Raw genomic sequence first — 21,812 nt, 5'->3', positions numbered from 1 at the left:
ATAGCAGGCCCCGCAGTGATATTTCGCTTATTACTTAGCTTCAGCCCAGTTTTTGCCTAAATTTATATCTATGGAAAGGGGCACCTTCAAGTGTACCACCTGCTCCATAGCCTCTTTCAAAATGTCCTTAACCGTCTCCAGCTCGGACTCCACTACCTCCAGCACCAATTCATCGTGCACCTGCAACAAAATACGGCTCTTCAGTCCGGCCTCCTGTATCATCCTGTAGGCCCTTATCATAGCCAGCTTGATAATATCCGCCGCCGTCCCCTGAATCGGCGTATTCATCGCCATACGCTCCGCCAGCATCCGTTGGTTATAGTTGCTGCTGTTAATGGCCGGCAAATCCCGGCGCCGTCCGAAAAGCGTCTGCACATAGCCATTGGTATGAGCCTCCGCCACAGTTTTATCAATGAAGGCCTTAACCCCCGGACATTTCTCGAAATAGCTTTCTATGTAGCCAGCTGCTTCCTTACGGGTAATCTTCAAATCCTGGGATAAACCGTAATCACTGATACCATACACAATACCAAAATTAACCGCCTTGGCACTGCGGCGCAGCTGTGGCGTAACCTCGCTGATGTCCACCCCAAACACCTCAGCCGCGGTACGGGCATGTATATCTTCGTTTTCATTAAACGCCTTAATAAAGCTCTTGTCCTCCGACATATCCGCCAAAACCCGCAGCTCAATCTGGGAATAATCCGCCGACAGAAGGTAGTCATATCCCGGGCCTGGCTCAAACAGCTGGCGTATTTTCTTGCCTTCCTCCCGACGCACCGGAATATTCTGCAAATTCGGATCCGAGCTGCTGAGACGGCCAGTGGCCGTAACAGTCTGGTTAAAGCTGGTATGCACCCGGCCAGTACGACTGTTAATCAACTGGCTTATGCCATCCAGATAAGTGGATTTCAGCTTGGTCCATATCCGATAGCTCAATATTTTCTCAATCACCGGATGGGCTCCCCGGAGCTGTTCCAGCACCTCAGCGTTGGTGGAATACCCGGTCTTGGTCTTTTTCAATACCGGCAGACCCAGCTTCTCAAACAAAACCTCGCCCAGCTGTTTGGGAGAATTAACATTAAATTCCTGCCCTGCCAAGTCACAGATGTCCCGTTCCAAATCCTCTATAGTTCCGGCTACCTTTATGGCCTGCTCCCGCAAATTCCGACTATTGACGAAAATACCGTTGGCCTCCATGGAAGCCAGTACCTCCACCAAGGGCAGTTCCACCTCGTTATACAGCCTGGTAAGTCCCTTTTTATCCAACAGCTCCTGCATCTTCCCACCTATTTGGGATAAGGCAAAAGCCTGCCATGAATACAGCTCGCTTGCCACAGTATCCTTTCCCGGAACCGGCAAAGACGGCTCATACTGACTAGCCAATTCTGCCACATCGTATTTGCTGCTGACCGGATTTAAAAGATAGCCAATCAATTCCATATCAAAAATCGGCCCCTGTAGCACCAGCCCGGCGTGACAACAGCTTTTCAGGTTGTGAATGTATTTTGTAATTGATGCATCGGCAAAGACGGTTTTGACCGTCTCCCAGACCTGCTTATCAACGGAATTATCCTCTGCAAACAAGGAAGTCATGTCTTCCGCCAAATCCGGTGCTATTTCCACAAAATACCGCTCGCCGGCCACACTAAGCCCCATACCCAGCAACTCCAGCTGGGGCACCTGTCCGGTAAACTGGGCTACAGCATAAACACGGCCTGCAGTCTGACATGTCTGCACCAGCTGTCGGGCCTCATCTACTGTAGCAATTTTTCGGGGCGCCGGCACCACAATCTGGTCCACCGGGGCCGCCTCCGCCCCCTCCGTTGAAATAAACGGCTGAATAGCCTTAAGCATAGAGCGGATATTATATCTGGTATAAAATCGTGTAAGTTCACTGCCTACAGTTTTAATTTTGAATTTATCATCATCAAAGTCCACCGGCACATCCGTGCAGATGGTAGCCAACTTCTTGGACAAAATAGCCTGCTGCTGATTGTCGCGGATATTTTCCTGCAGCTTTTTTCCGGCAATCTCCTCGATGTGCAGCAACACCTCTTCCACGGAGCCATAGGCGGACAAAAGCTTGATGGCGGTCTTTGGACCCACCCCCGGCACCCCGGGAATATTATCGGAGGTATCCCCCATCAGTCCCTTCATATCAATGAGCTGAATCGGGTCCAGGCCATATTCCTCTTGAAAAGCCGCCTCATCATATACCTTCAGTTCTGAAATTCCCTTTTTGGTAAACAGCACCTTCAGATCTGGCTTCACCAGCTGCAGGGCATCCTTATCCCCGGTTACGGCGTAGGCTTCGTAGCCATTATCCACCGCCTTGTTAGCCAGTGTACCGATGATATCATCTGCCTCATAGCCAGCCAGCTCAATCAAAGAAATGCCCCAGGCTTCGGCCATTTCGTGCAACAGGGGAATTTGGCTCAACAGCTCCGGTGGCGTTGGCTTTCTGGTCCCTTTATATTCGGCAAACATCTCATTCCGAAAGGTCTTTTTCCCCTTGTCAAAAGCAATAACCAGCGCATCCGGCTGCCACTCCGACAAAAGCTTTACCAGCATATTGGAAAAACCGTATATGGCATTGGTAAATTCCCCCGAAGCCGATTCCAACAGGGGCAAAGCATAGAAAGCCCGGTATAGCAGGCTGCTTCCATCCAAAACAAAAAACTTCTTCTTCAAAATACTTCCTCCAGGCAAAGCTAAGGGATGTGAAAAATGCTCCCGTTTCTTCACATCCCCCTTGTTACTTCATTGTGTAATATATCAAGCCGGCCTTATCTGCTGTACCGCCACCTAAATGTAGCAGTTTGCCAGCATAAGCAGCATTTATATACAAAACATCCTTAAATACACTAACCGGAGCCGTACTGTAGCAGGTTACTGCGACCTCATTGTCCCGGTCATAGAAAATAGGTATATTCAGCGCCTCAGCCATGGCTACAGCCGGCAGATAACATTCACCATTCTTTTCCACTGCCTTAAAGGCCATCATCTGCCCATTCAGCTGGATGCTGTATGGCTTGGCAACATAGGTTGGCTGTCCATCTTCCGCCTCAATCTTGGCAGCGATGGCTTCATCACTTTCAAAGCATTCTACCCCAAAACCGTGCAGCCACTCATTCACCTGGGCCACCGTAATCGGCTGCCGCTCATAAGTATCCGGGTAGATATAATATGTTACAGTACCATCCGGGGCTTTTTCCACCACGACCCGATTGTAAAAAATCTCCACCGGGGTGCCCACCTCAACCCGTTCATACAACGCCTCCACATCCTGTTCATGCATCCGAATGCAGCCCCTGGACGCAAAGGAACCTATGCTGTCCGGGTTGTTGGTGCCATGGATACCATAATACGGCCGAAAACTAATCCACCGATATCCCAGCGGGTTGTCCGGACCGGAATAAACCACCTCACCGCTGCGGGAATCCCGCCAAATCGGATTGACCTCCTTTTCGATAACCGTATAATACCCCACCGGCGTCGGATCTGACGGCTTACCACAGGCGATTGGATACAGCCGGGTTTTCACACCTTGTTCGTATAGATAAAGCCCCCGGCTGGCCAGATTGATAACTATTTTAGTTCCATCGTTTACTTTGGGAACAATCTCCTCACTGGCAGTCCCGCTTTCAGCCGCCAATGCCACATTGCACATCAGCATAACTGCCATAGCAGCAATTCCCGCTACTTTCTTTAAGCCCCTCATATTATCCCCCTGAAAAATTACTATGTACAAAGCTGTATACCCCTATACTTTTGCACACTTTCCCTGAGTGTAAGTTTATCACGGTGACACTATTTTTTCAATTACAAGTTAAAAGGAAAAAGGACCGTGACCAACCGCTAAACGCCTTGTCACAGTCCCCTCAAATTATTCCTTTAGTTCCAGCCCCACCGGGCAATGGTCACTGCCAAAAATTTCGTTGTATATAGTAGCCGACTCAATCTGGTTGTCCAATCGGTTGGATACCAAAAAGTAATCTATCCGCCATCCCGCGTTATTGGCCCTTGCCTTCCGCAGATACGACCACCAGGTGTAAGCACCTGTTACATCCGGGTATACCTTGCGGAAGGTGTCCGTAAAGCCTGCTGCCAACAGCTCGGTAAATTTCTGACGCTCATCATCGGTAAAGCCGGCATTCTTGTGGTTTGTCTTGGGATTTTTCAAATCTATTTCCTTGTGGGCCACATTCAAATCCCCACAGATAATCACCGGTTTCTTTCGGTCAAGACTGCAGACATAATCCCGAAATGCCTTTTCCCATTCCATCCGATAGCTGAGTCGGGCCAGCTCCTTTTGAGAGTTGGGGGTATACACCGTCACCAGATAATAGTCCGCAAATTCCAGCGTAATAACCCGGCCCTCATGGTCATGTTCCTCAATGCCCAATCCATAGGATACATCCACAGGCTCCACCCGGGTAAACACTGCTGTACCGGAATAACCTTTTTTCTCCGCACTGTTCCAGTATTGCTTATATCCAGGCAAATCCAGTATAGCCTGCTCTGGCTGCATTTTGGTTTCCTGCAGGCAGAAAACATCCGCATCCATATCCCGGAAGGATTCCATAAATCCTTTGGTCAAACAGGCCCGAAGGCCATTGACATTCCATGAAACAAACCGCATACACTGTCCCCCTTATCAGCCATTCTGGGTAGGGTCTCCCACCATAACGAGATAGGCGATCACTATCAGGCCCAAAACTATGCGATAGTAGCCAAAGGCCTTAAAATCGTTGTTTTTAATGTATTTCAGCAAAAATTTAATGGACAATATGGAAACCACAAAGGCAGTGGCCATACCAACCACCAAAATCAAAATTTCAGCCCCGGTGTAATGAAAACCAAACTTGACCATCTTCAACAAGCTGGCACCAAACATAACCGGAATTGCCAAAAAGAAGGTAAACTCTGCCGCCACATAACGGGATGCGCCAAACATAATCCCCCCCAGAATAGTAGCTCCGGAACGGGAAGTCCCCGGTATCAGGGACAACACCTGAAACAGACCAATAATAAACGCAGTCTTGTAGCTGAGCTTGTCCAAATCACTAACCGCCGGAGTACGGTTCTTGTTGTAATTTTCTACCACAATAAACATTATGCCGTAAAAAATCAAGGTAGCCGCCACCACTGGTGCCGTCATAAAATGTTCTTCCATATACTTGTTGAACATCAGTCCGATAACACCGGCCGGAACACAGGCAAAAATAACCTTGTACCACAGACGATAGGTTGCCCGTTTTTCCGCTTGATTCTTGTACCCGGCAAAGGGGTTCAGCTTTTCAAAGTTAAGCACCACAACCGCCAAAATAGCTCCCAGCTGGATAACCACCAGGAACATATCCATAAATGACTTGGACACATCCAGCTTGATGAATTCGTCCACCAAAATCATATGACCGGTGCTACTGATTGGCAGCCATTCCGTAAGGCCTTCCACCACACCAAGAATAACTGTTTTTATTAACTCCATTATAGTTAAATCCAATTTTTATCTCTCCCTGTATTTCTTTTCAAATCAAACAGAAAGATTATAACGCAATCGTTCAAATTTTTCCATACAAATATGGAAAAATATACTACTTAGCGTTTCGCCGATGGTTCAAAAGATATCTCGGCATAACGCAGTTGTTCAAAAAATTCCATAATTTTATGGAATTTTATACCACTTGGCGTTTCGCCGATGGTCCCCTACCCCAACATGTTCGGTCCAAAGCTCATGGGCAGCAGCTCCGCCAAACTCATTGCCTTATAGTCAGTCACGCTTTTGGCCACTATCACCTGCATATGATCCGGCTCAGCAAACTCCCGCATCACCTGACGACATATTCCACAAGGCACACAGTAGTCTGTTACGGTATAGTCCTTGCCCCCCACCACAGCCAACGCCACAATTTTCGCGTTCTTATCCGCTGCAATAGCCTTAAATATAGCCGTCCGCTCCGCACATATAGTAGCCGAATAGGCGGCATTTTCAATATTCACCCCGGTATACATCTCACCGTTATCCATCAGCACCGCCGCTCCTACATTAAAATGGGAATATGGCGCATAGGACCGGGGCAGCACATCCAAGGCCGCCTTTATCAATTTTGACCGGTCATAGTCATTTCTTTCGGTATAACTTTCCATGGCCCAGCTCCATTACAGCGTGATTGATTGGGCGGCCTTCAGCGTTTCTCTGGCCTCAGTCACCAATGCTTCAATAATATCCGCCATAGGCTCAATCTTCCGGATTGGAGTCAGGCTCTGTCCGGCCTGTATCATACCATTTTCCACATCGCCATCCACGGCAGCCAGCTTATTGGTACCGGTGGCCATTTTCAACAGCTCTTCCTTGGTAGCCTTGCCAGAAAATTCCAACGCCTGATATTCCTCGGAGAATTTGTTTTTCAGCCCCCGTACGGCACTCTTAATAGTCTGGCCGGTAACAATGGTATCGGTATCCTTGGCCTCAATGAGCTTCTGCTTGAAATTGGCGTGTACCGGGCATTCCTCGGCCACCAAAAATCTGGTACCTATCTGTACACCGGCAGCACCCATCAACAGGGCCGCCGCAATACCCCGGCCATCAGCAAACCCGCCAGCCATTACCACCGGAATACTTACCTCCGGAATAACCTGGGTCATCAATGCCATGGTGGTAAGCACCCCAATGTGGCCCCCGGCTTCCATACCTTCTACCACAATGGCATCAGCCTTATTGTCCTCCAACCGCTTGGCCAGCTTCACATTTGGTACCACCGGCACAACCTTGATACCGGCCTGATGAAGCGGCTCCACAAATGGCACCGGATTGCCGGCCCCCAGGGTAACAAACGCCGGCTTCTCCTGACAAATAACCTCCAAAATTTCATCCTTATTCGGTGCCATCAGCATGATATTCACACCAAATGGCTTGTCCGTCAAAGTCTTAGCCTTGCGAATTTCCTCCCGCACATAATCCGTGGTCCGGCCCCCACAGGAGATAATGCCGGCCCCACCGGCATTGGACACAGCCGCTGCCATTTTGGCATCAGAAATCCAGGCCATGCCTCCCTGAATAATCGGATATTTTATCCCCAGAACCTCACAAATACTTTTACCCATTGTTGCACCTCCACTTTTACTGACAATTTACCCCTAATATTTCTGCTAAAAAACAGCAGTTACTTGTTATCCCTCGAACAGTGCCTTGGCAAAGTCATCTGCCACAAAAGGTCGCAAATCCTCCACCCCTTCTCCTACGCCAATCCATTTGACCGGCATGGAAAGCTCCGCCTTGATACCGATTACTACGCCGCCCTTGGCTGTACCATCCAGCTTGGTGAGCACAATACCGGAAATCGGCGCCGCTTCGGTAAAAAGCTTGGCCTGACTGATGGCATTCTGACCAGTGGTAGCATCCAAAACCAAGAGGGTTTCATGGGGAGCATCCGGTATTTCCCGCTGAATAACCCGATTTATTTTCTTCAGCTCCTCCATCAGATTGGACTTGGTCTGCAGACGACCGGCGGTATCGATCAGCAGTACATCCACATTGCGGGCTACTGCCGCTTTTACCGCATCATAGGCCACTGCCGCCGGATCAGAGTTTTCCTCATGCCGAATAACCTTGGCCTCAGTACGCTGTCCCCATATTTCCAATTGGTCAATGGCCGCGGCCCGAAAGGTATCCGCTGCAGCCAGCATAACTGTCTTGCCCTGAGACTTGTAATAGGCACTGAGCTTGCCAATGGTGGTAGTCTTGCCTACCCCATTGACACCGATAACCAAAAATACCGTTGGTCCGGACTGGGCCATATTTATTTCATTGGAGTCACGGGTGAGCAAATCAGAAATCTGTCGCTGCAAAAATGGCTTCAAATCCTCCGGCGAGTTGATTTCCTTCTTTTTTATGCCCTTTCGCACGGACTCCATCAGCCGTTCTGTGGTGTTTACCCCCACATCGGCCATAATGAGGATTTCCTCCAGCTCATCCAGCAAATCATCATCTATATCTGCGTAGCCAATCACCAGCTTTTCAATTCGCTCAGTAATAGACGCCCGAGTTTTGGTCAATCCCTGTTTTAACTTATCAAAAAATCCCACAACAATTCCTCCAAATAATCTTAGTTGTCCACATAGCTTTCCGCATCCTTCAGCTTTACCGACAATATCTTGGACACACCGGCATCCTCCACGGTCACGCCATACATTGAGTTGGCCACTTCCATTGTCCCCTTGCGGTGAGTTACCACAATAAACTGGGTATTGTCCGCATATTCTTCCAGAAAGCTGCCATACCGGCCAATGTTGGCCTCATCCAACGGGGCATCAATTTCGTCCAATAGGGAGAATGGCGCTGGCCGATACTGCAGAAAGGAAAATAACAGAGCTACCACCGTAAGGGCGCGCTCGCCGCCGGACAATACCGCCAAATTCTGCTGCTTTTTTCCCGGAACCTGCACCATAATATCCACACCGGACTCCAGTACATTTTCCTTGTCGGTAAGGGTAATCTTGGCCATACCACCACCAAACAGGCGGACAAAAATGTCGCCAAAGAAAGCATTTATCTGATGGAAGGCCTCCGTAAACTGAGTGGTCATGGTGGCATCCATTTCACCAATAATCTTCAGCAAATCCCCCTTGGCCGCCACCAAATCGGCTGCATTGCCGGAAAGGAAATCATGCCGTTCCAGCTGCTCCTGATATTCCGCCGGGGCATTTGGATTCACCAGTCCCAAAGCTTCAATCTCCCGCTCCAGGCGTTTCAGCTCCCGCTTCAAAGCCGGTGGTTCCATTTCCGGTACCAGCTCCGCCGCCCGTTCCGGCAAAATGCCATGCTCGGACAGCATATGCTGCTGCAGCTGATCCAAATCGTATTCAGTATGGGAAGCATCCATTTCCAGCTTGTGCAGCTCTGCCTGAATTTCATTGAGCCGGTTCTGGGCCTCTCTGGTTTCCTTCTCATTTTTCTGGCTTTCCACCAGTTTATTCATTCGGTTGTTATAAACCTCATTATAATCCTTTTTGGCAGCCGCAAAATCATTTTGCAGCTGCTGAATGCGGGTAAGCAGCTGCCCAATCTGGGTCTGGCTCTGCTCCAGCTCATCGTCCAGCCGATGGATTTCCTGCTGGTTTTGGCCGATGGTTTCCTGATTGCGGTCCAGCTCTCGCTGGCGAAGCAAGGTCTTTTCCTTTACCAGCAGCAAATTCTGTTCATAAACAGTCTGCTCATGCTCCAGTCGGTTAGTATGGGCCGCCAGCTCATCTGCTTCCTGATCCAGCTGGTCGTACTCATCAGTCAAAGCCTGCAGCTGGTCTGACAAGGCTTTATTATCGCCATCCTGCTGGGAAATGGCCTCCCGCAGCGCACCGACTCTGGCCTCCAATGCCGCAAAATCGGCTTGGGCATTGGCCAAAGTCTCCTGCAAGCTTCGTTGATTATCCCGGTCCTTATCAATATTTTCAGTCAATGATTGACAAACCAGCTGATATTCCTGTACCTGCAGCTCCAAATTATGCAGTTCATTCCGCCGGCTGTCCATATCCTTATCATTGCTCCTCCCTGAGCTGCTGTATTTCGCCCTGGCGATTTAGGAAACTGCTTTCCCGATGCTGATGACTACCACCGGTCATAGCCCCGCCGGGACTTAACAATTCCCCTTCCAGGGTAACAATCCGCAAGCGCTGTCCCATATGCCGATTTAAGGCAATGGCATTATCCAAGCTATCCACTATCAGGGTTCGTCCCAGCAAAAATTCCACCACAGGCTTATACATTGGCTCAGCCGACACAATTTCACTGCCCCAGCCGACAATCCCCGGCATATGCCCCGGCAACTGCTCACGACTTTTCTTGGGAATAATATCCGACAAAGGCAGGAAGGTTACCCGACCAGCTTTAGCCTGTTTTAAAAATTCAATGGCCGCCTTGGCTGTATCCGTATCCTTGGTGACAATATTCTGCAGACTGCTGCCCAAAGCCGTTTCTACCGCTGTAATGTATTTACCGGGCACTGTCATGAGCTCTGCCACAGTACCGCAGACCCCGGAACGCCAGTCAGCCTCGCTTTTCAGCACCTGTTTTACCGCCTTGCCAAAGCCCTCATAGGACTGCTGCAGCTTTTCCATTATCTGCAGCCGGCTGGTTATCTTTTGCAGCTGGCTGTCCTGCTGTGCCTTGCGTTGAATAATATCCACCAAGGACTCCTTATCCCGCCGGAGCTGCTCCTCCAATTGCCGGAGGTCGGCTGTCTGCTGCCGCTGCTCTCCTTCGGCTGTAGCCAAATCGGCCGACCGGCGCTTCAGTTCCAATTCCTTGGCAAAAAGCTCCCTGTTTAAGGTATCCAGCTGAGCTCTCTGCTCATCCCTCAGCTGACTATCGCTGGCCAGATCCCGCTCCAGCACCATCAGCTCACTGGTTTTTTGATTCAGTTCAGCTGACTTTCCCTGAAAATCCTGCTGGATTTTTTGCTGGGTATCCCGCTTGGCCTGCAGAGACTCCCGCAGCTTTTTGGCCTTCTCCCGATTGGCCCTTATCTGGTCAACGACATCGGCCAGAGCCGCCTTGGACTCCATCTCACTGCTGCCGGCTGCCTCGATATCCGCCTGAGCCTCCTTTACCGCACTGTTTAACTCAACCATCTGCTGACTCAACAGTCGGCGGGCCGCTTTACCCTGACGGCGGCGTTCCTCCAGCACCTTTATCTCGCTTTCCGCTGCCTCAATCTGACTATGCACCTCATTCCGGCGTTGGGCTACACTTTCCTGTTCCTTTTCCAGCTCCAGAATAACCTTGTTGTACTGCTCCTTCCGGTTTTCGGATAACTGCAGGGCCGTTTTGGCCGCCGTTTCCTGATCCTGCTTGGCCTTGATGGCAGTCCGATGCTTGTCCCGTTTTTTGGTCAAAGCCAAATAATCCAGGTAAATCCCTGCCAGATTAAACTTTTTCAGCTCAATCTGTAGAGCATTATATTTTTCTGTCTTTTCCGCACTTAGCTGCAAAGGCTCCAGCCGGTTTTCAATTTCCCCGATGATGTCCTGCACCCGAAGAAGATTGGCCTCGGTATCCTCCAGCTTGCGCATGGATTCCCGTTTCCGGTTCCGATATTTGGTAATTCCAGCGGCTTCCTCAAAAAACAGCCGCCGTTCCTCCGGCCGGGCATTCAAAATAGCATCAATCTTGTTCTGACTTATGATGCCCATACTGTCGTGCCCGATACCGGTATCGGCAAACAGATTGGTTATATCCTTCAATCGGCACCGGGATTTGTTTATGTAAAATTCGCTGTCGCCGTTGCGAAACAATCGTCTGGTAATAATGACTTCCTGAAAATCCACCGGCAGAGTGCCATCATTGTCGAAAACCAGGGAAACCTCCGCCACCCCCATAGGCCGCCGGGCTGAGCTACCGTTAAATATAACATCCTCCGCCTTGGTTCCCCGGATATTACGGACATTTTGCTCCCCCAATACCCATTTTATAGCATCGGAAATATTGCTCTTGCCGCTGCCGTTTGGACCAACGATGGCGGTAATTCCCTTGTCAAAATCCACCTCTATTTTATCAGCGAAGGTCTTAAAACCATAAGCCTCCAGTCTTTTTACCTGCAAATATAACACCAGCCTACACAGAATTTAATAACATCTTATTTTATCATAATTAGCCTTTTATGGCGAATTTTCCCCCTTTCATCTTAAAATATAAATTTTCATTATCATATCATAAAATCCGTTTAACATTTGCAAAATATATGGTATAATTCTTTTAGATAATTTTAATTTATTATTACCTTATGTACAATTTCGGGGTGATGTACTGTGGAATTACGACAACTGGAATATTTCCAAATGGCCAGCCGGCTGAAGAATATTACCCGGGCCGCTGAACGGCTCAATGTATCCCAGCCAAACATTACTGTGGCCATCAAAAAGCTGGAGGCGGAGCTGGGTATACAATTATTTGACCGCAGTCAAAAACAACTCTCACTTACGCCGGAGGGTTCTATATTCTTAAACCGCATTGAATTAGCCCTCAGAAACATTCAGGACGCGGTGATAGAAGTCAATGACTACAAACAGCTTCAGAAGGGAACCATCAAAATCGGCATTCCGTCCATGATTGGTGCCTACCTGTTTCCAAAGATTTTTTCCAGCTTTCAGCATCTGTATCCTCATCTAGACATTTATCTATATGAAGAAGGCTCCATGACCATTCGGGAGCAGCTGGAACGAGATGAGCTGGATTTCGGTATTGTTATCCTGTCGGACGCTTCTGCCAATCTGCAGCTCCTGCCAATGACCCGCAATCAAATTGTGGCCTGTGTGCCGTCCCAACATCCTCTGGCCAAAAAGAACTCCTTGACTATACATGATTTGGCCAACACTGACCTGATTATGCTGAAGGAAGGTTCCTTCTTGCGGTATATGGTACTGAACAAGCTGAAAATGGCCAATATTACTCCTAACATTGTACTGGAGTCCAATCAGATTGAAACAATCAAGGGTTTGGTCAGCAGCAATGTGGGTATTTCCTTCCTGCTGGATTTCATTGTCAAGGGAACACCGGGTATCAAGCCGCTTTCCTTTGCTGAACCAATCTATGTGGATCTGGGTCTGGCATGGAAGAAAGAGCGGTATATTTCCAAAGCCGCCCAATCATTTATTGATTTTTGCAAAAACACTTTAAATACAAACCAGTAATTGTTAAAATAATAGCGGTACAATGGCGTGCCGGTAACAGCAGACTCAGTGATGTTCTGTTGTTGCCGGCTTGTTTTCTATTACTATCCTGTTTAATCAATCACATTGCATATATAAGATTGGAGGATTTATCATGGCAATTATCAACGAAAACTATTTGAAGCTGGCTGGGAGTTATCTATTCCGCGAAACAGCCCACCGCACGGCTGCTTACAAAGAAGCCCATCCGGAGGCCGATGTTATCTCACTGGGTATCGGGGATGTTACCCAGCCGTTGCCGGCGGCCTGTATTGAAGCTATGCATAAGGCTGTTGACGAGATGGCCAATGCCGATACCTTCCGGGGCTACGGCCCGGAGCAGGGCTACAGCTTCCTCATCGATGCCATTATTGAAAACAATTACCAGAACTGTGGCATTGAACCAGATGAAGTCTTTGTGTCCGATGGAGCAAAAAGTGACTGCGGCAACATTCAGGAAATCTTCGCCACAGATAACACCATTGCCATTACTGATCCGGTGTACCCGGTGTACCTTGATACCAATGTAATGGCGGGTCGTACCGGACTTCTCCAGCCGGATGGCCGCTATGCCGGGGTCACCTATCTGCCCTGTACGGCGGAAAATGGCTTTGTACCTCCCCTGCCGGAAAAACGGGTGGACTTAATCTATCTGTGTTGTCCGAACAATCCAACCGGCACTACCCTCACCCGGGACCAGCTGAAGGTCTGGGTTGACTATGCCCGGGCAAACGAGTCCATCATTCTCTTTGATGCGGCCTACAGTGCTTACATTTCCGAAAAAGATGTACCCCATACTATTTTTGAAATCGAAGGAGCTAAAGAAGTGGCTATTGAGTTCCGCTCCTTCTCCAAAACCGCCGGATTTACCGGTACCCGCTGTGGCTATATTGTTTTGCCAAAGACAGTAATGGGGAAAACGGTTGACGGCACCAAAAAGCCCCTCAATCCGCTGTGGAACCGCCGTCATACCACCAAGTTCAACGGCACTGCCTATATCATCCAACGGGGAGCCGCCGCTATTTTTACTCCGGCAGGCCAGCAACAGGTCCAGGCTACTATTGATTATTATATGGAAAATGCCAAAATTATCCGGGAGGGAATTTCCTCCACAGGGATTGCCTGCTTCGGTGGCGTAAATTCACCTTATATCTGGCTAAAGACACCAAATAATATGCCATCCTGGGATTTCTTTGACAAGCTCCTAAAGGAAGTAAATATTGTTGGCACCCCAGGGGCCGGCTTTGGACCATGCGGCGAGGGCTATTTCCGGCTCACCGCCTTTGGTCAGCGGGAAAAGACTCTGGAAGCTGTGGAACGCATCAAAAATAAGCTGAGATTTTAAACTATTACCACCTAAGTTACATTTCTTTTTTCTCTTCTGGAGGTATTTATATGATTACCCTTGACCTGGAAAACATGCTGATTTGCCGCAGTATCCTGAAAGACAAGCTGGTTCAGGAGCTGATAGCTGCCAGTGCCGAACCGAAAAATCTAGCCCTTAGCCATGCCTTTGCCGGTCATCTGATTGAAAAGGCGGAAAATAACGGATGGAGCGGCAATTTAATACGAGCCATGTTTCTTCACCTGCTCAGCCAAGAGGGCTGTCTGGCCGCCAAAATGGCCGAAAGCGCCCAAGGTGCCGTAGGGGAAAGCCTAAAAAAGGCCTTTGTCCACGATGTAAAAAAACTGATGCCCGCCCTTTTTCAGCCCGCGTCTACAATTGTAAACATCAGCCTATTGGATAACTACCAGCCGTCCATCCCATATACCCTGGAGGCCACCCGTTATCTCAATGAAAAGCTGCAGGGCTGCACCACACCGGAAGCTGTTACAGACGCTTTTCTGGCCTTTTATCACAAATACGGCTACGGTGAAATCGCCTCATATCAGGCCTTTGCCTGGGATTCTAAGCACCAGAAGCTGCAGGGCATCCGTCATTTTGAAGCTATGGATTTTGCGGACATTATTGGCTACAAGCGACAAAAGGAGCAGCTCATCAACAACACACTGGCCTTTATCCATAAAAAACCGGCCAACAATGTGTTGCTGGTCGGTGCCCGTGGCACTGGAAAATCCTCCGGAGTAAAGGCTCTGGCCCGGGCCTATTACACAGAAGGACTGCGACTGCTGCAAATGCAGAAGGCTCAGCTCAACGAACTGCCCAAAATAATGGCTACGCTGCGCCAATATGCCAGCAAGCGGTTTATCATTTTCTTTGATGACCTGTCTTTTGAGGAGTCGGACAGCGACTACAAATATCTAAAATCCGCCATCGAGGGCGGCGTGGAATCCTGCCCGGAAAATGTGCTGATTTACGCCACCTCCAACCGCCGTCATCTCATTCGGGAAACCTGGCGGGATCGGGCGGACGGACAGGACGAGCTGTTTAGAAATGACAGTATCAACGAAACCATTTCCCTGTCTGACCGGTTCGGGCTTATCATTACTTATCTGGAACCAACTCAGGATGAATATTTGGATATTATCGACCACTTCCTCCAGCAGGAGGATATAAAATTGGACCGGGAGGAACTGCGGATACTGGGGCACCGTTGGAATTTGGAGCATTCCGGCCGCAGTGGGCGCAGTGCCCGCCAGTTTGTCATCCACTATCTGGGCCAGATGAAATAATTTTTTACACCAAAAAGAGGATGTGGAAAATGCAACGGCATTTTTCACATCCCCTTTTTAGTTTACCTTTATCCATTATCATTTTCCGCTTTTTTCTTGTTGCGTTTTTCATAGATGAAAAATCCACCGATAACCGCCGCCGCCAGCAAGATGTTAAACACCAGCCGATACGGGTTTTCACTGGCTGTTACCGCATCGTGGCCAATCATGGCCTCAATGGCCGTGGAGGGCAGCTTACCGATAAGGGCCGCCAGCACATAGTCCCGCAAGCTCATTTTGCTCAGTGCCCCCACTGCATTCAGCAGTCCGGAAGGCAAATACGGCACCAAACGGGCAATGAGCATCACCTTGAAGCCGTCCCGTCCGCTTACATCATCGATTTGTTTTAAATAGGCGTTTTTGGCAATAATTTCCTCCGCTGCATCACGAAACAAAAACCGCAGCAGCAAGAAACTGATGGTAACTCCCACTGTTTCCGCCAGCCAGGCCAGGATTATCCCTGGAACAATGCCGAAAATCAGGGCATTGGCCGAAGAAAAAATTATAGCCGGCGGAAAACCTATGGCATTGACACACAGCACCAGCATAAAGCTGAACACCATGGCCCAGGGTCCAAAGGAATTGATGTACTCCGCCACCAGATGCATATCACCGCTGAGACATACCGCCCACAGCTCGTTAAAAAAAGCCGGATTTAACAGATATATGATCAAAAACAACAGCATCATCAGACCTGCTGCCCCGATTTTTATCATTGAACCTGATTTTTTCATACTGCTTATCCCCCAAATTTCTTTGACAGAGGAAATTATACCGCAGTTGTTCAAAATTTGCCAATTTATTGGAAAAATATTCTATAATCCCACAAAAGCATTGACGAAAGCCCGCCCCAGTAGTAATATTTTAATGGCTTTGCTGAAAGATTTAATATACACAGCAAAACAAAAATTTTCAAGAAAAGTTGGTGAGGAAAAATGGATAACGATTACCCGAGTCCGGAACCCCCGGGAAACCCCAAATTAACCCAAGAGATCCTATCCGTTTTACCCCGCCATTGTCTTATGTTGGGATAAAACCATATATGGTCTCTTTTATATGAAAGGAGTACCATTATGCTCAAAATCCTTAAATCCCATGAGAATGGTCCTCTCACCGAGCTCAGTCTGAAGACCTTGGAAAATGGTGCCTGGATTAACATTGTTGACCCTACACCATACGAGCTGAAAGTTGTGGGCAATCTCACCGAGGTTGAACCTGACTTTCTCCGTTCAGCACTGGATGATGAGGAGCGTTCCCATATCGATATCGAGGACAACAGCGTCATGATTTTGACCAATGTCCCGGTACTGCGTGAGGAAGGCGGCTATGATACACTGCCTCTGGCCATTATCGTCACCGAGGAGTATATCATCACCGTATGTCTGGAGGAAACTCCGGTCCTGTCCTATTTTAACGAAAAAAATGCCCGGTTCTTCCGGACTTTCAAAAAGACCCGTTTTTTGTTTCAAATCCTGTACCGGTCAGCCACATTTTATTTGACCTATTTGCGGCAGATAAGCAAACAGTCGGATGAAATCGAAGGCAATCTTCGCCATTCCATGCGAAATCAGGAGATATTGAAGCTGTTGGAGCTGCAAAAAGCCCTGACCTTCTTTAACGCCTCCCTTCGGTCCAATGGTGCCGTTCTGGACAAGCTTATGCGACTCCGGACCAACTCCAATATGCATCCGATGCTGAAATACTACGAGGAAGACGAGGATTTGCTGGAGGATGTTATCATTGAGAACAAACAGGCCAAAGAGATGGTTGAAATGTACAGCAAAATCTTGGCCCGACTGGCAGACACCTTCTCCTCCATTATTTCCAACAATTTGAACCAGGTCATGAAATTTTTGGCGGCTGTTACCATTCTGTTGGCTATACCAACTGTTATTTCCAGTTTCTTCGGTATGAATGTGCCGGTACCAATGGAAGAAAGTACCCGGGCCTTCAGCTATATCTTTGTTATATCCGGTGCGTTGGTAGGGATTTGCGGCTATCTTCTCTGGAAACGGGATATGTTCTGATAAAATGAGGAAATAGTCATAGCCCCCGTTAACATCGGACATAATGAAGACTTATTCAAAAGGAGCTGTTTATGGCAACAATGACCGAAGCCGAGCTGAAAGCCGGCGTGATATTTGGCGACACCAATACGGATGAATATGTCTATATGCCCGCCAGTGAATTGGGCACAGAGCATCCCCTGTGCGTATATGAATACGACGATAAGCGGGATGATTTGGATATGCCCACTGCCCTGAAAACCATCCGGAAGCGTAGCCTGCGGCCAGTTTCTCATCCGCGGCTTGGAAAAACATCCTGCTAGTTACAGCAAGAAAGGCCTAGAAATGATAGCAGTATCTTCATCTGATTTTATCAAGGAATTTACCATATACGCGGAACGGGCCAATGATGAACCGGAAACCTTTGTGGTACAGCGGGCCAACGACAAAAATCTTGTGGTAATGTCCATGGAAACCTATAACGGACTAATGAAGCAAATATATAAGAATAAAGAATAAATATCGGCAATACAAAAGGCGGCTACAGCCGCCTTTTTGCTTGCTTTTAATTTATTACCGATTTCAGGATACTGAACAGGCGATCCACATCTACCGGCTTGGTGATATGCTCGTTCATCCCACACTGGAAGGCCAACTGCCTGTCCTCCGAGAAAGCATCCGCCGTCATGGCAATAACCGGAATATTTTTCTTGCCTTCGTCCGGCAAAGCCCTGATACGACGGGTTGCCTCATAGCCATCCATAATCGGCATCTTGATATCCATCAGCACCAAATCATAATGACCAGTTGGATGATTGATAACCTTGTCCACAGCCACTTCGCCATTTTCCGCCAAATCCACAAAGAACCCGGCATCTTCCAGAATAGTAATGGCAATTTCCTGATTCATCTTATTATCCTCGGCCAACAAAATACGCCGTCCGATAAACTCATTCTCCTGAACAACAGATTGCACTGTCACATCAACGCCATCATTCTGCATGGCATCCTTGAGCAGGCCTTGCACATCAGAAGCAAAAATCGGCTTGGTCAGGAACCCGAATACGCCAACTTCCTTTGCATCACTTTCAATATCCTGATAATCGCCATCAACCACCAAAACCATCGGTACATCATCCGAAACAATCTGTTTCAGCTGTCTGACGATTTCCACACCACTCATATCCGGCATATGCCAGTCGATAAAGAACACCTGATATCCCTCATCCTTCTGGCAAGCCATTTTAGCCCGAAGAATAGCTTCACTGGCTGACATAGTCCATTCCGCAGACGCCCCGAAATTCTCCAGCATAGTAACCATACTGCTGCAGGTGTCCGACGAACTGTTTATCACCATTATCCGCTTGCCTTCGATTTCCGGTACCACCCCGACTGTGCCATTAACATAATGTTCACTCTGTATCTTGAAAGCCAGGTTGACCGTAACCTCGGTGCCCACACCCATTTCACTTTGAACGGAAATACTGCCCCCCATCATATCAATGAGGTTCTTGGTTATAGCCATCCCCAGGCCGGTACCCTGCATAACATCCTTGACCGACCGCTTTTCCCGCTCGAATGGCTCAAATATATGCTCAATGAATTCCGGACTCAAGCCTTCCCCATCATCCTTGACCACAAATTCAAAGGTGACAAAGCCCCGTTCACTGACTTCTTTTTCCGTGATGATAACAGCAATGGTCCCATTCTGCTGAACATATTTTATAGAATTGCTGATGAGGTTGAGCATGATTTGATTGAACCGCATCTTATCGCAATAAATCCGCTCATGAACCACATCCACCGTTTCAAAATCAAACTTAATCTGTTTGGCTTCAACCAAGCCACGCACCATCTTGGTAACATCCCGTACCATCTCCGGCAGAGAATGAGGCAGCTCATCCAGTTGGGCCCGCCCCTCTTCAATGCTGGTAATATCCAGAACATCATTGAACAAACTGAGCAAGTGCTTACTGGAAGCCGCAATCTTGTTAAGATAATCCCGCACCCGTTCGTGCTCCTGAATATGGGTATTGGCCAAGGTGGCAAACCCGATAATGGCATTCATCGGCGTACGGATATCGTGGGACATATTGGACAGGAACCTCTGCTTGGCCTTATTGGCTGTTTCCGCCTGATTAAGGGCCTCTTCCAACTTCTTTCGCTGGTTCTGCTCAGTCTGTACCTGAGCATCCAGCTTTTTCATCTGCTGTTTGTTTACATCCCGCAAATAATCATATTCAAAACACAGCCGGATAATCTTTCCGACCTTCATAACAGCTTCTTTTTCCTCTTGGGTCCACTCCCGCTGGTCATTTTCAAAGTCCATAACGCCAACCAGCGCCAGTACCTTTTCATCTATAATCAGGGCATAATAAACCATAGGACAGGCAAAGTCGCTCCCCAAAAAGCTCAACTGCCCAGTCCCAATCAAATCATCATTCAACAGCTTGGACAACGACCTGACATCATTTGGTCCAACTGGAAATTCCGCCCCTTCCAGCTCTATGCCGTCCATGTCGGTACTGCACTCAGCAAAGGTAAACTTGTTTTTCAGCAAATCCCGCTGAAGCCAAAACGCAAACCCACAACCGATGCTCTTACGGAGAGCAGTCAACAAATCCTCATTGTTGGAACGCGCCTCATCCAGTCCCTCTGCCAGCAGCCACAAATATTCTTTTATATAAGCATCAAGTTCAGATACCTTGTCTTGAATACTCATACGGCACAATACCTCCCCAAAAAGTATAAACCCTCTTACAATATATTTTCCTAAAAACCTAGCGGATAGTCAAGAATTATTCCAACAATTCAAAAACTTTGTGTATATGCTACAGCAATTCCGTAATATCGACTTTTCTCATCTTTTCCCGAGGAATGGCAATCCGTTTGGGCATGGTACGGCTCATTACATATTCATCATCATTGACGGATACTATCACAGCCGGACTGGATTTTAAAAGCTCATCAATTTTGCCAAAAACCTCCATTACCCGCTCCTTGCAACCGTAAACCCGGTTTATCATATAAATGGAATCCGGTTTTTGGGCATAATAAACCACCCCTGCCTCATCCTCCAGCATTACCAGCAGGCGTCGCAAAAAGCTCTTGGGAACGGCATTGCCAATGGAACGGACATCATAATTATCCCTTACGATATTGGAAATACTGGCAAATGGAAATAATTCATTGTCACTTTTGATTTCCTTTAGATACGAAAACAAGATTATCACTCACTTTCTGCAATGCTTTGCCACAGGAAAACCAGGCCTGTGGTGGGTGTCCAAATACTCCGGGTAAAAATATAACATATTATACAAAAAACTTTTTAAAATTAAATTAAATTATCTATAATTTTTTAAGTATAATACCATATTTTTCATATACGCACATAAAAAATACATAAAAATACATAAATACACAAAAAAAGAGTTATGATAAAAACTTTCTTTCATCATAACTCAATAATTCAATCTAAAATGAAAATTTCGATGTCCTGCCGGCCAAAAGCACAGGCTTCCTCATAGGTATCAAAGGCAATGTCGATTTTGTTGCCGATAATACTGGTGCCTCTGTCCTCAGCCACAGCCTCACCATAATCCGGAATATACACCCGGGTACCCATTGGAATGAAGTCCGGATCAGTAGCGATAACCCCCCGCCGCAATATAGTGCCGGTTGCCGTCCAAGTACTTGTTTCAAATGGGCTGTAGGCCGACGCGTTTACCATCACCCGTCTGGCATTTTCCAATCCCACTGGAGCAGGTGGTGGGTCCAATCTTCTATAAGTCTGTGGGCCGCAGACACCGTCTACCAAAATCCCTTCAGACTCCTGAAACTGCTTAATCGCCTCAACTGTAGCACTATCACATTTACCGGTAATTGCTCCGGAATAAAAGCCATTTTCCTGCAACAAGGTCTGAACCTTTTCCACAGTCTCACCAGTAGAACCTTCCTTTACCAGGACCCCGTACGCCAGTGCCGAAGAACAAACCATCATTACCACAGCACATACCAATGTGCAAATACTGAGCTTGCCAAGTCTCAAAAAAGCCACCCCTTTCTCTCTAACAATAAGATGGAAAAATTATATCATACCGTCAGTAAATGTGTCAAAAACCCAGTCATAGCACAGTTTTAGCAATGAAGCCGAAAATGTTTTCCGCAGGGCTACCTCTTGCCCTTCGGGTTGGACCTCATCCACGAAGATAATTAAGAATTAGGAATGAGGAATTAAGACTTGGGAATTTCTCCTCGGCTCCCTTGGGGGAGCTGTCATCTTTAGATGACTGAGGGGGTTGTTATAGAATTGGGAATTGTGTAAGACCAGCTGGAGTGTCTATAAGGGGACATCAGATTGCCTTGGCACTTAGTGAGCACAAGCACCGCGCCGGGCGAGCTTAGTACCACTAGGCAATCTGTCTC

19 protein-coding genes are annotated in these 21,812 nt (G+C 47.8%); 6 read left to right on the top strand and 13 right to left on the bottom strand.

Annotated features, from left to right (window positions below; all coding sequences use genetic code 11):
- Positions 1-30 precede the first annotated feature (30 nt).
- From polA to smc, 9 genes are all read right to left on the bottom strand, one after another.
- Complete coding sequence (gene polA, locus QZV24_RS05180; protein ID WP_294521140.1) at positions 31-2,697, bottom strand: DNA polymerase I; 2,667 nt, start codon at positions 2,695-2,697, stop codon at positions 31-33.
- A 61-nt stretch (positions 2,698-2,758) separates the two neighbouring features.
- Complete coding sequence (locus QZV24_RS05175) at positions 2,759-3,724, bottom strand: L,D-transpeptidase (protein ID WP_294521088.1); 966 nt, start codon at positions 3,722-3,724, stop codon at positions 2,759-2,761.
- A gap of 165 nt (positions 3,725-3,889) precedes the next feature.
- Positions 3,890-4,645 carry an exodeoxyribonuclease III gene (locus tag QZV24_RS05170; RefSeq protein ID WP_294521086.1) on the bottom strand — a complete coding sequence of 252 codons (756 nt, stop codon included), beginning with the start codon at positions 4,643-4,645 and terminating at the stop codon, positions 3,890-3,892.
- 15 nt (positions 4,646-4,660) lie between these two features.
- Positions 4,661-5,509: an undecaprenyl-diphosphate phosphatase gene (locus QZV24_RS05165; RefSeq protein WP_290656671.1), complete on the bottom strand. Its 849-nt coding sequence runs from the start codon at positions 5,507-5,509 to the stop codon at positions 4,661-4,663.
- A gap of 203 nt (positions 5,510-5,712) precedes the next feature.
- The gene (cdd, locus tag QZV24_RS05160) at positions 5,713-6,153 is read right to left on the bottom strand and encodes a cytidine deaminase (RefSeq protein ID WP_294521074.1); all 441 of its coding nucleotides are present in this window, start codon (positions 6,151-6,153) and stop codon (positions 5,713-5,715) included.
- Positions 6,154-6,165: 12 nt separating this feature from the next.
- Entirely contained in the window at positions 6,166-7,110 is a 945-nt protein-coding gene (locus tag QZV24_RS05155) for a nitronate monooxygenase (RefSeq protein WP_290656675.1), read from the bottom strand.
- Between the two features lie 66 nt (positions 7,111-7,176).
- Positions 7,177-8,091, bottom strand: a complete 915-nt coding sequence (gene ftsY, locus QZV24_RS05150; protein WP_294521070.1) for a signal recognition particle-docking protein FtsY — start codon at positions 8,089-8,091, stop codon at positions 7,177-7,179.
- Positions 8,092-8,111: 20 nt separating this feature from the next.
- On the bottom strand, positions 8,112-9,533 hold the full coding sequence (locus QZV24_RS05145; protein WP_294521067.1) for a hypothetical protein: 1,422 nt from the start codon (positions 9,531-9,533) through the stop codon (positions 8,112-8,114).
- Between the two features lie 7 nt (positions 9,534-9,540).
- Entirely contained in the window at positions 9,541-11,601 is a 2,061-nt protein-coding gene (smc, locus tag QZV24_RS05140; protein WP_294521064.1) for a chromosome segregation protein SMC, read from the bottom strand.
- 207 nt (positions 11,602-11,808) lie between these two features.
- Here smc and QZV24_RS05135 point away from each other — a divergent pair, with 207 nt between their 5' ends.
- From QZV24_RS05135 to QZV24_RS05125, 3 genes are all read left to right on the top strand, one after another.
- Positions 11,809-12,690, top strand: a complete 882-nt coding sequence (locus QZV24_RS05135; RefSeq protein WP_294521061.1) for a LysR family transcriptional regulator — start codon at positions 11,809-11,811, stop codon at positions 12,688-12,690.
- 133 nt (positions 12,691-12,823) lie between these two features.
- Positions 12,824-14,053 carry an LL-diaminopimelate aminotransferase gene (locus tag QZV24_RS05130; protein ID WP_294521058.1) on the top strand — a complete coding sequence of 410 codons (1,230 nt, stop codon included), beginning with the start codon at positions 12,824-12,826 and terminating at the stop codon, positions 14,051-14,053.
- A gap of 50 nt (positions 14,054-14,103) precedes the next feature.
- On the top strand, positions 14,104-15,342 hold the full coding sequence (locus QZV24_RS05125; protein ID WP_294521055.1) for an ATP-binding protein: 1,239 nt from the start codon (positions 14,104-14,106) through the stop codon (positions 15,340-15,342).
- A gap of 68 nt (positions 15,343-15,410) precedes the next feature.
- Here the strand turns inward: QZV24_RS05125 and QZV24_RS05120 are convergent, their stop codons facing one another.
- Positions 15,411-16,115, bottom strand: a complete 705-nt coding sequence (locus QZV24_RS05120; RefSeq protein WP_294521052.1) for a TVP38/TMEM64 family protein — start codon at positions 16,113-16,115, stop codon at positions 15,411-15,413.
- 339 nt (positions 16,116-16,454) lie between these two features.
- On the opposite strand from QZV24_RS05120, the gene QZV24_RS05115 reads away from it, so the two are divergent.
- From QZV24_RS05115 to QZV24_RS05105, 3 genes are all read left to right on the top strand, one after another.
- Positions 16,455-17,408, top strand: a complete 954-nt coding sequence (locus QZV24_RS05115; RefSeq protein ID WP_290656689.1) for a magnesium transporter CorA family protein — start codon at positions 16,455-16,457, stop codon at positions 17,406-17,408.
- 71 nt (positions 17,409-17,479) lie between these two features.
- Complete coding sequence (locus tag QZV24_RS05110; protein ID WP_294521049.1) at positions 17,480-17,710, top strand: hypothetical protein; 231 nt, start codon at positions 17,480-17,482, stop codon at positions 17,708-17,710.
- Positions 17,711-17,732: 22 nt separating this feature from the next.
- A complete protein-coding gene (locus QZV24_RS05105; protein ID WP_290656693.1) occupies positions 17,733-17,906 on the top strand; it encodes a type II toxin-antitoxin system Phd/YefM family antitoxin in 174 nt (57 codons plus the stop codon).
- A 46-nt stretch (positions 17,907-17,952) separates the two neighbouring features.
- Here QZV24_RS05105 and QZV24_RS05100 read toward each other — a convergent pair whose 3' ends face one another.
- The 3 genes from QZV24_RS05100 to QZV24_RS05090 form a co-directional block, all read right to left on the bottom strand.
- Positions 17,953-20,109 carry a hybrid sensor histidine kinase/response regulator gene (locus QZV24_RS05100; RefSeq protein ID WP_294521045.1) on the bottom strand — a complete coding sequence of 719 codons (2,157 nt, stop codon included), beginning with the start codon at positions 20,107-20,109 and terminating at the stop codon, positions 17,953-17,955.
- A gap of 109 nt (positions 20,110-20,218) precedes the next feature.
- Positions 20,219-20,620 carry a hypothetical protein gene (locus tag QZV24_RS05095; RefSeq protein WP_294521043.1) on the bottom strand — a complete coding sequence of 134 codons (402 nt, stop codon included), beginning with the start codon at positions 20,618-20,620 and terminating at the stop codon, positions 20,219-20,221.
- Positions 20,621-20,856: 236 nt separating this feature from the next.
- Positions 20,857-21,435 (bottom strand): peptidoglycan-binding protein, encoded by a 579-nt coding sequence (locus tag QZV24_RS05090; RefSeq protein ID WP_294521038.1) that lies wholly within the window; start codon positions 21,433-21,435, stop codon positions 20,857-20,859.
- Positions 21,436-21,812: the final 377 nt, after the last annotated feature.

It is taken from the genome of uncultured Anaerovibrio sp. (genome assembly GCA_902786545.1).
Classification (GTDB): Bacteria; Bacillota; Negativicutes; order Selenomonadales; family Selenomonadaceae; genus Anaerovibrio.
Note: the sequence above shows the minus strand (reverse complement) of the source record. Positions and strands in the feature narration are given on the sequence as shown.

Bases quoted from the DNA above. Each gene is read 5' to 3' on its own strand.
- QZV24_RS05130 (WP_294521058.1), top strand. From the start codon at position 12,824: ATGGCAATTATCAACGAAAACTATTTGAAGCTGGCTGGGAGTTATCTA.
- QZV24_RS05175 (WP_294521088.1), bottom strand. From the start codon at position 3,724: ATGAGGGGCTTAAAGAAAGTAGCGGGAATTGCTGCTATGGCAGTTATG.
- QZV24_RS05125 (WP_294521055.1), top strand. From the start codon at position 14,104: ATGATTACCCTTGACCTGGAAAACATGCTGATTTGCCGCAGTATCCTG.
- QZV24_RS05170 (WP_294521086.1), bottom strand. From the start codon at position 4,645: ATGCGGTTTGTTTCATGGAATGTCAATGGCCTTCGGGCCTGTTTGACC.
- QZV24_RS05120 (WP_294521052.1), bottom strand. From the start codon at position 16,115: ATGAAAAAATCAGGTTCAATGATAAAAATCGGGGCAGCAGGTCTGATG.
- QZV24_RS05145 (WP_294521067.1), bottom strand. From the start codon at position 9,533: ATGGACAGCCGGCGGAATGAACTGCATAATTTGGAGCTGCAGGTACAG.
- cdd (WP_294521074.1), bottom strand. From the start codon at position 6,153: ATGGAAAGTTATACCGAAAGAAATGACTATGACCGGTCAAAATTGATA.
- QZV24_RS05105 (WP_290656693.1), top strand. From the start codon at position 17,733: ATGATAGCAGTATCTTCATCTGATTTTATCAAGGAATTTACCATATAC.
- QZV24_RS05115 (WP_290656689.1), top strand. From the start codon at position 16,455: ATGCTCAAAATCCTTAAATCCCATGAGAATGGTCCTCTCACCGAGCTC.
- QZV24_RS05155 (WP_290656675.1), bottom strand. From the start codon at position 7,110: ATGGGTAAAAGTATTTGTGAGGTTCTGGGGATAAAATATCCGATTATT.
- QZV24_RS05110 (WP_294521049.1), top strand. From the start codon at position 17,480: ATGGCAACAATGACCGAAGCCGAGCTGAAAGCCGGCGTGATATTTGGC.
- QZV24_RS05100 (WP_294521045.1), bottom strand. From the start codon at position 20,109: ATGAGTATTCAAGACAAGGTATCTGAACTTGATGCTTATATAAAAGAA.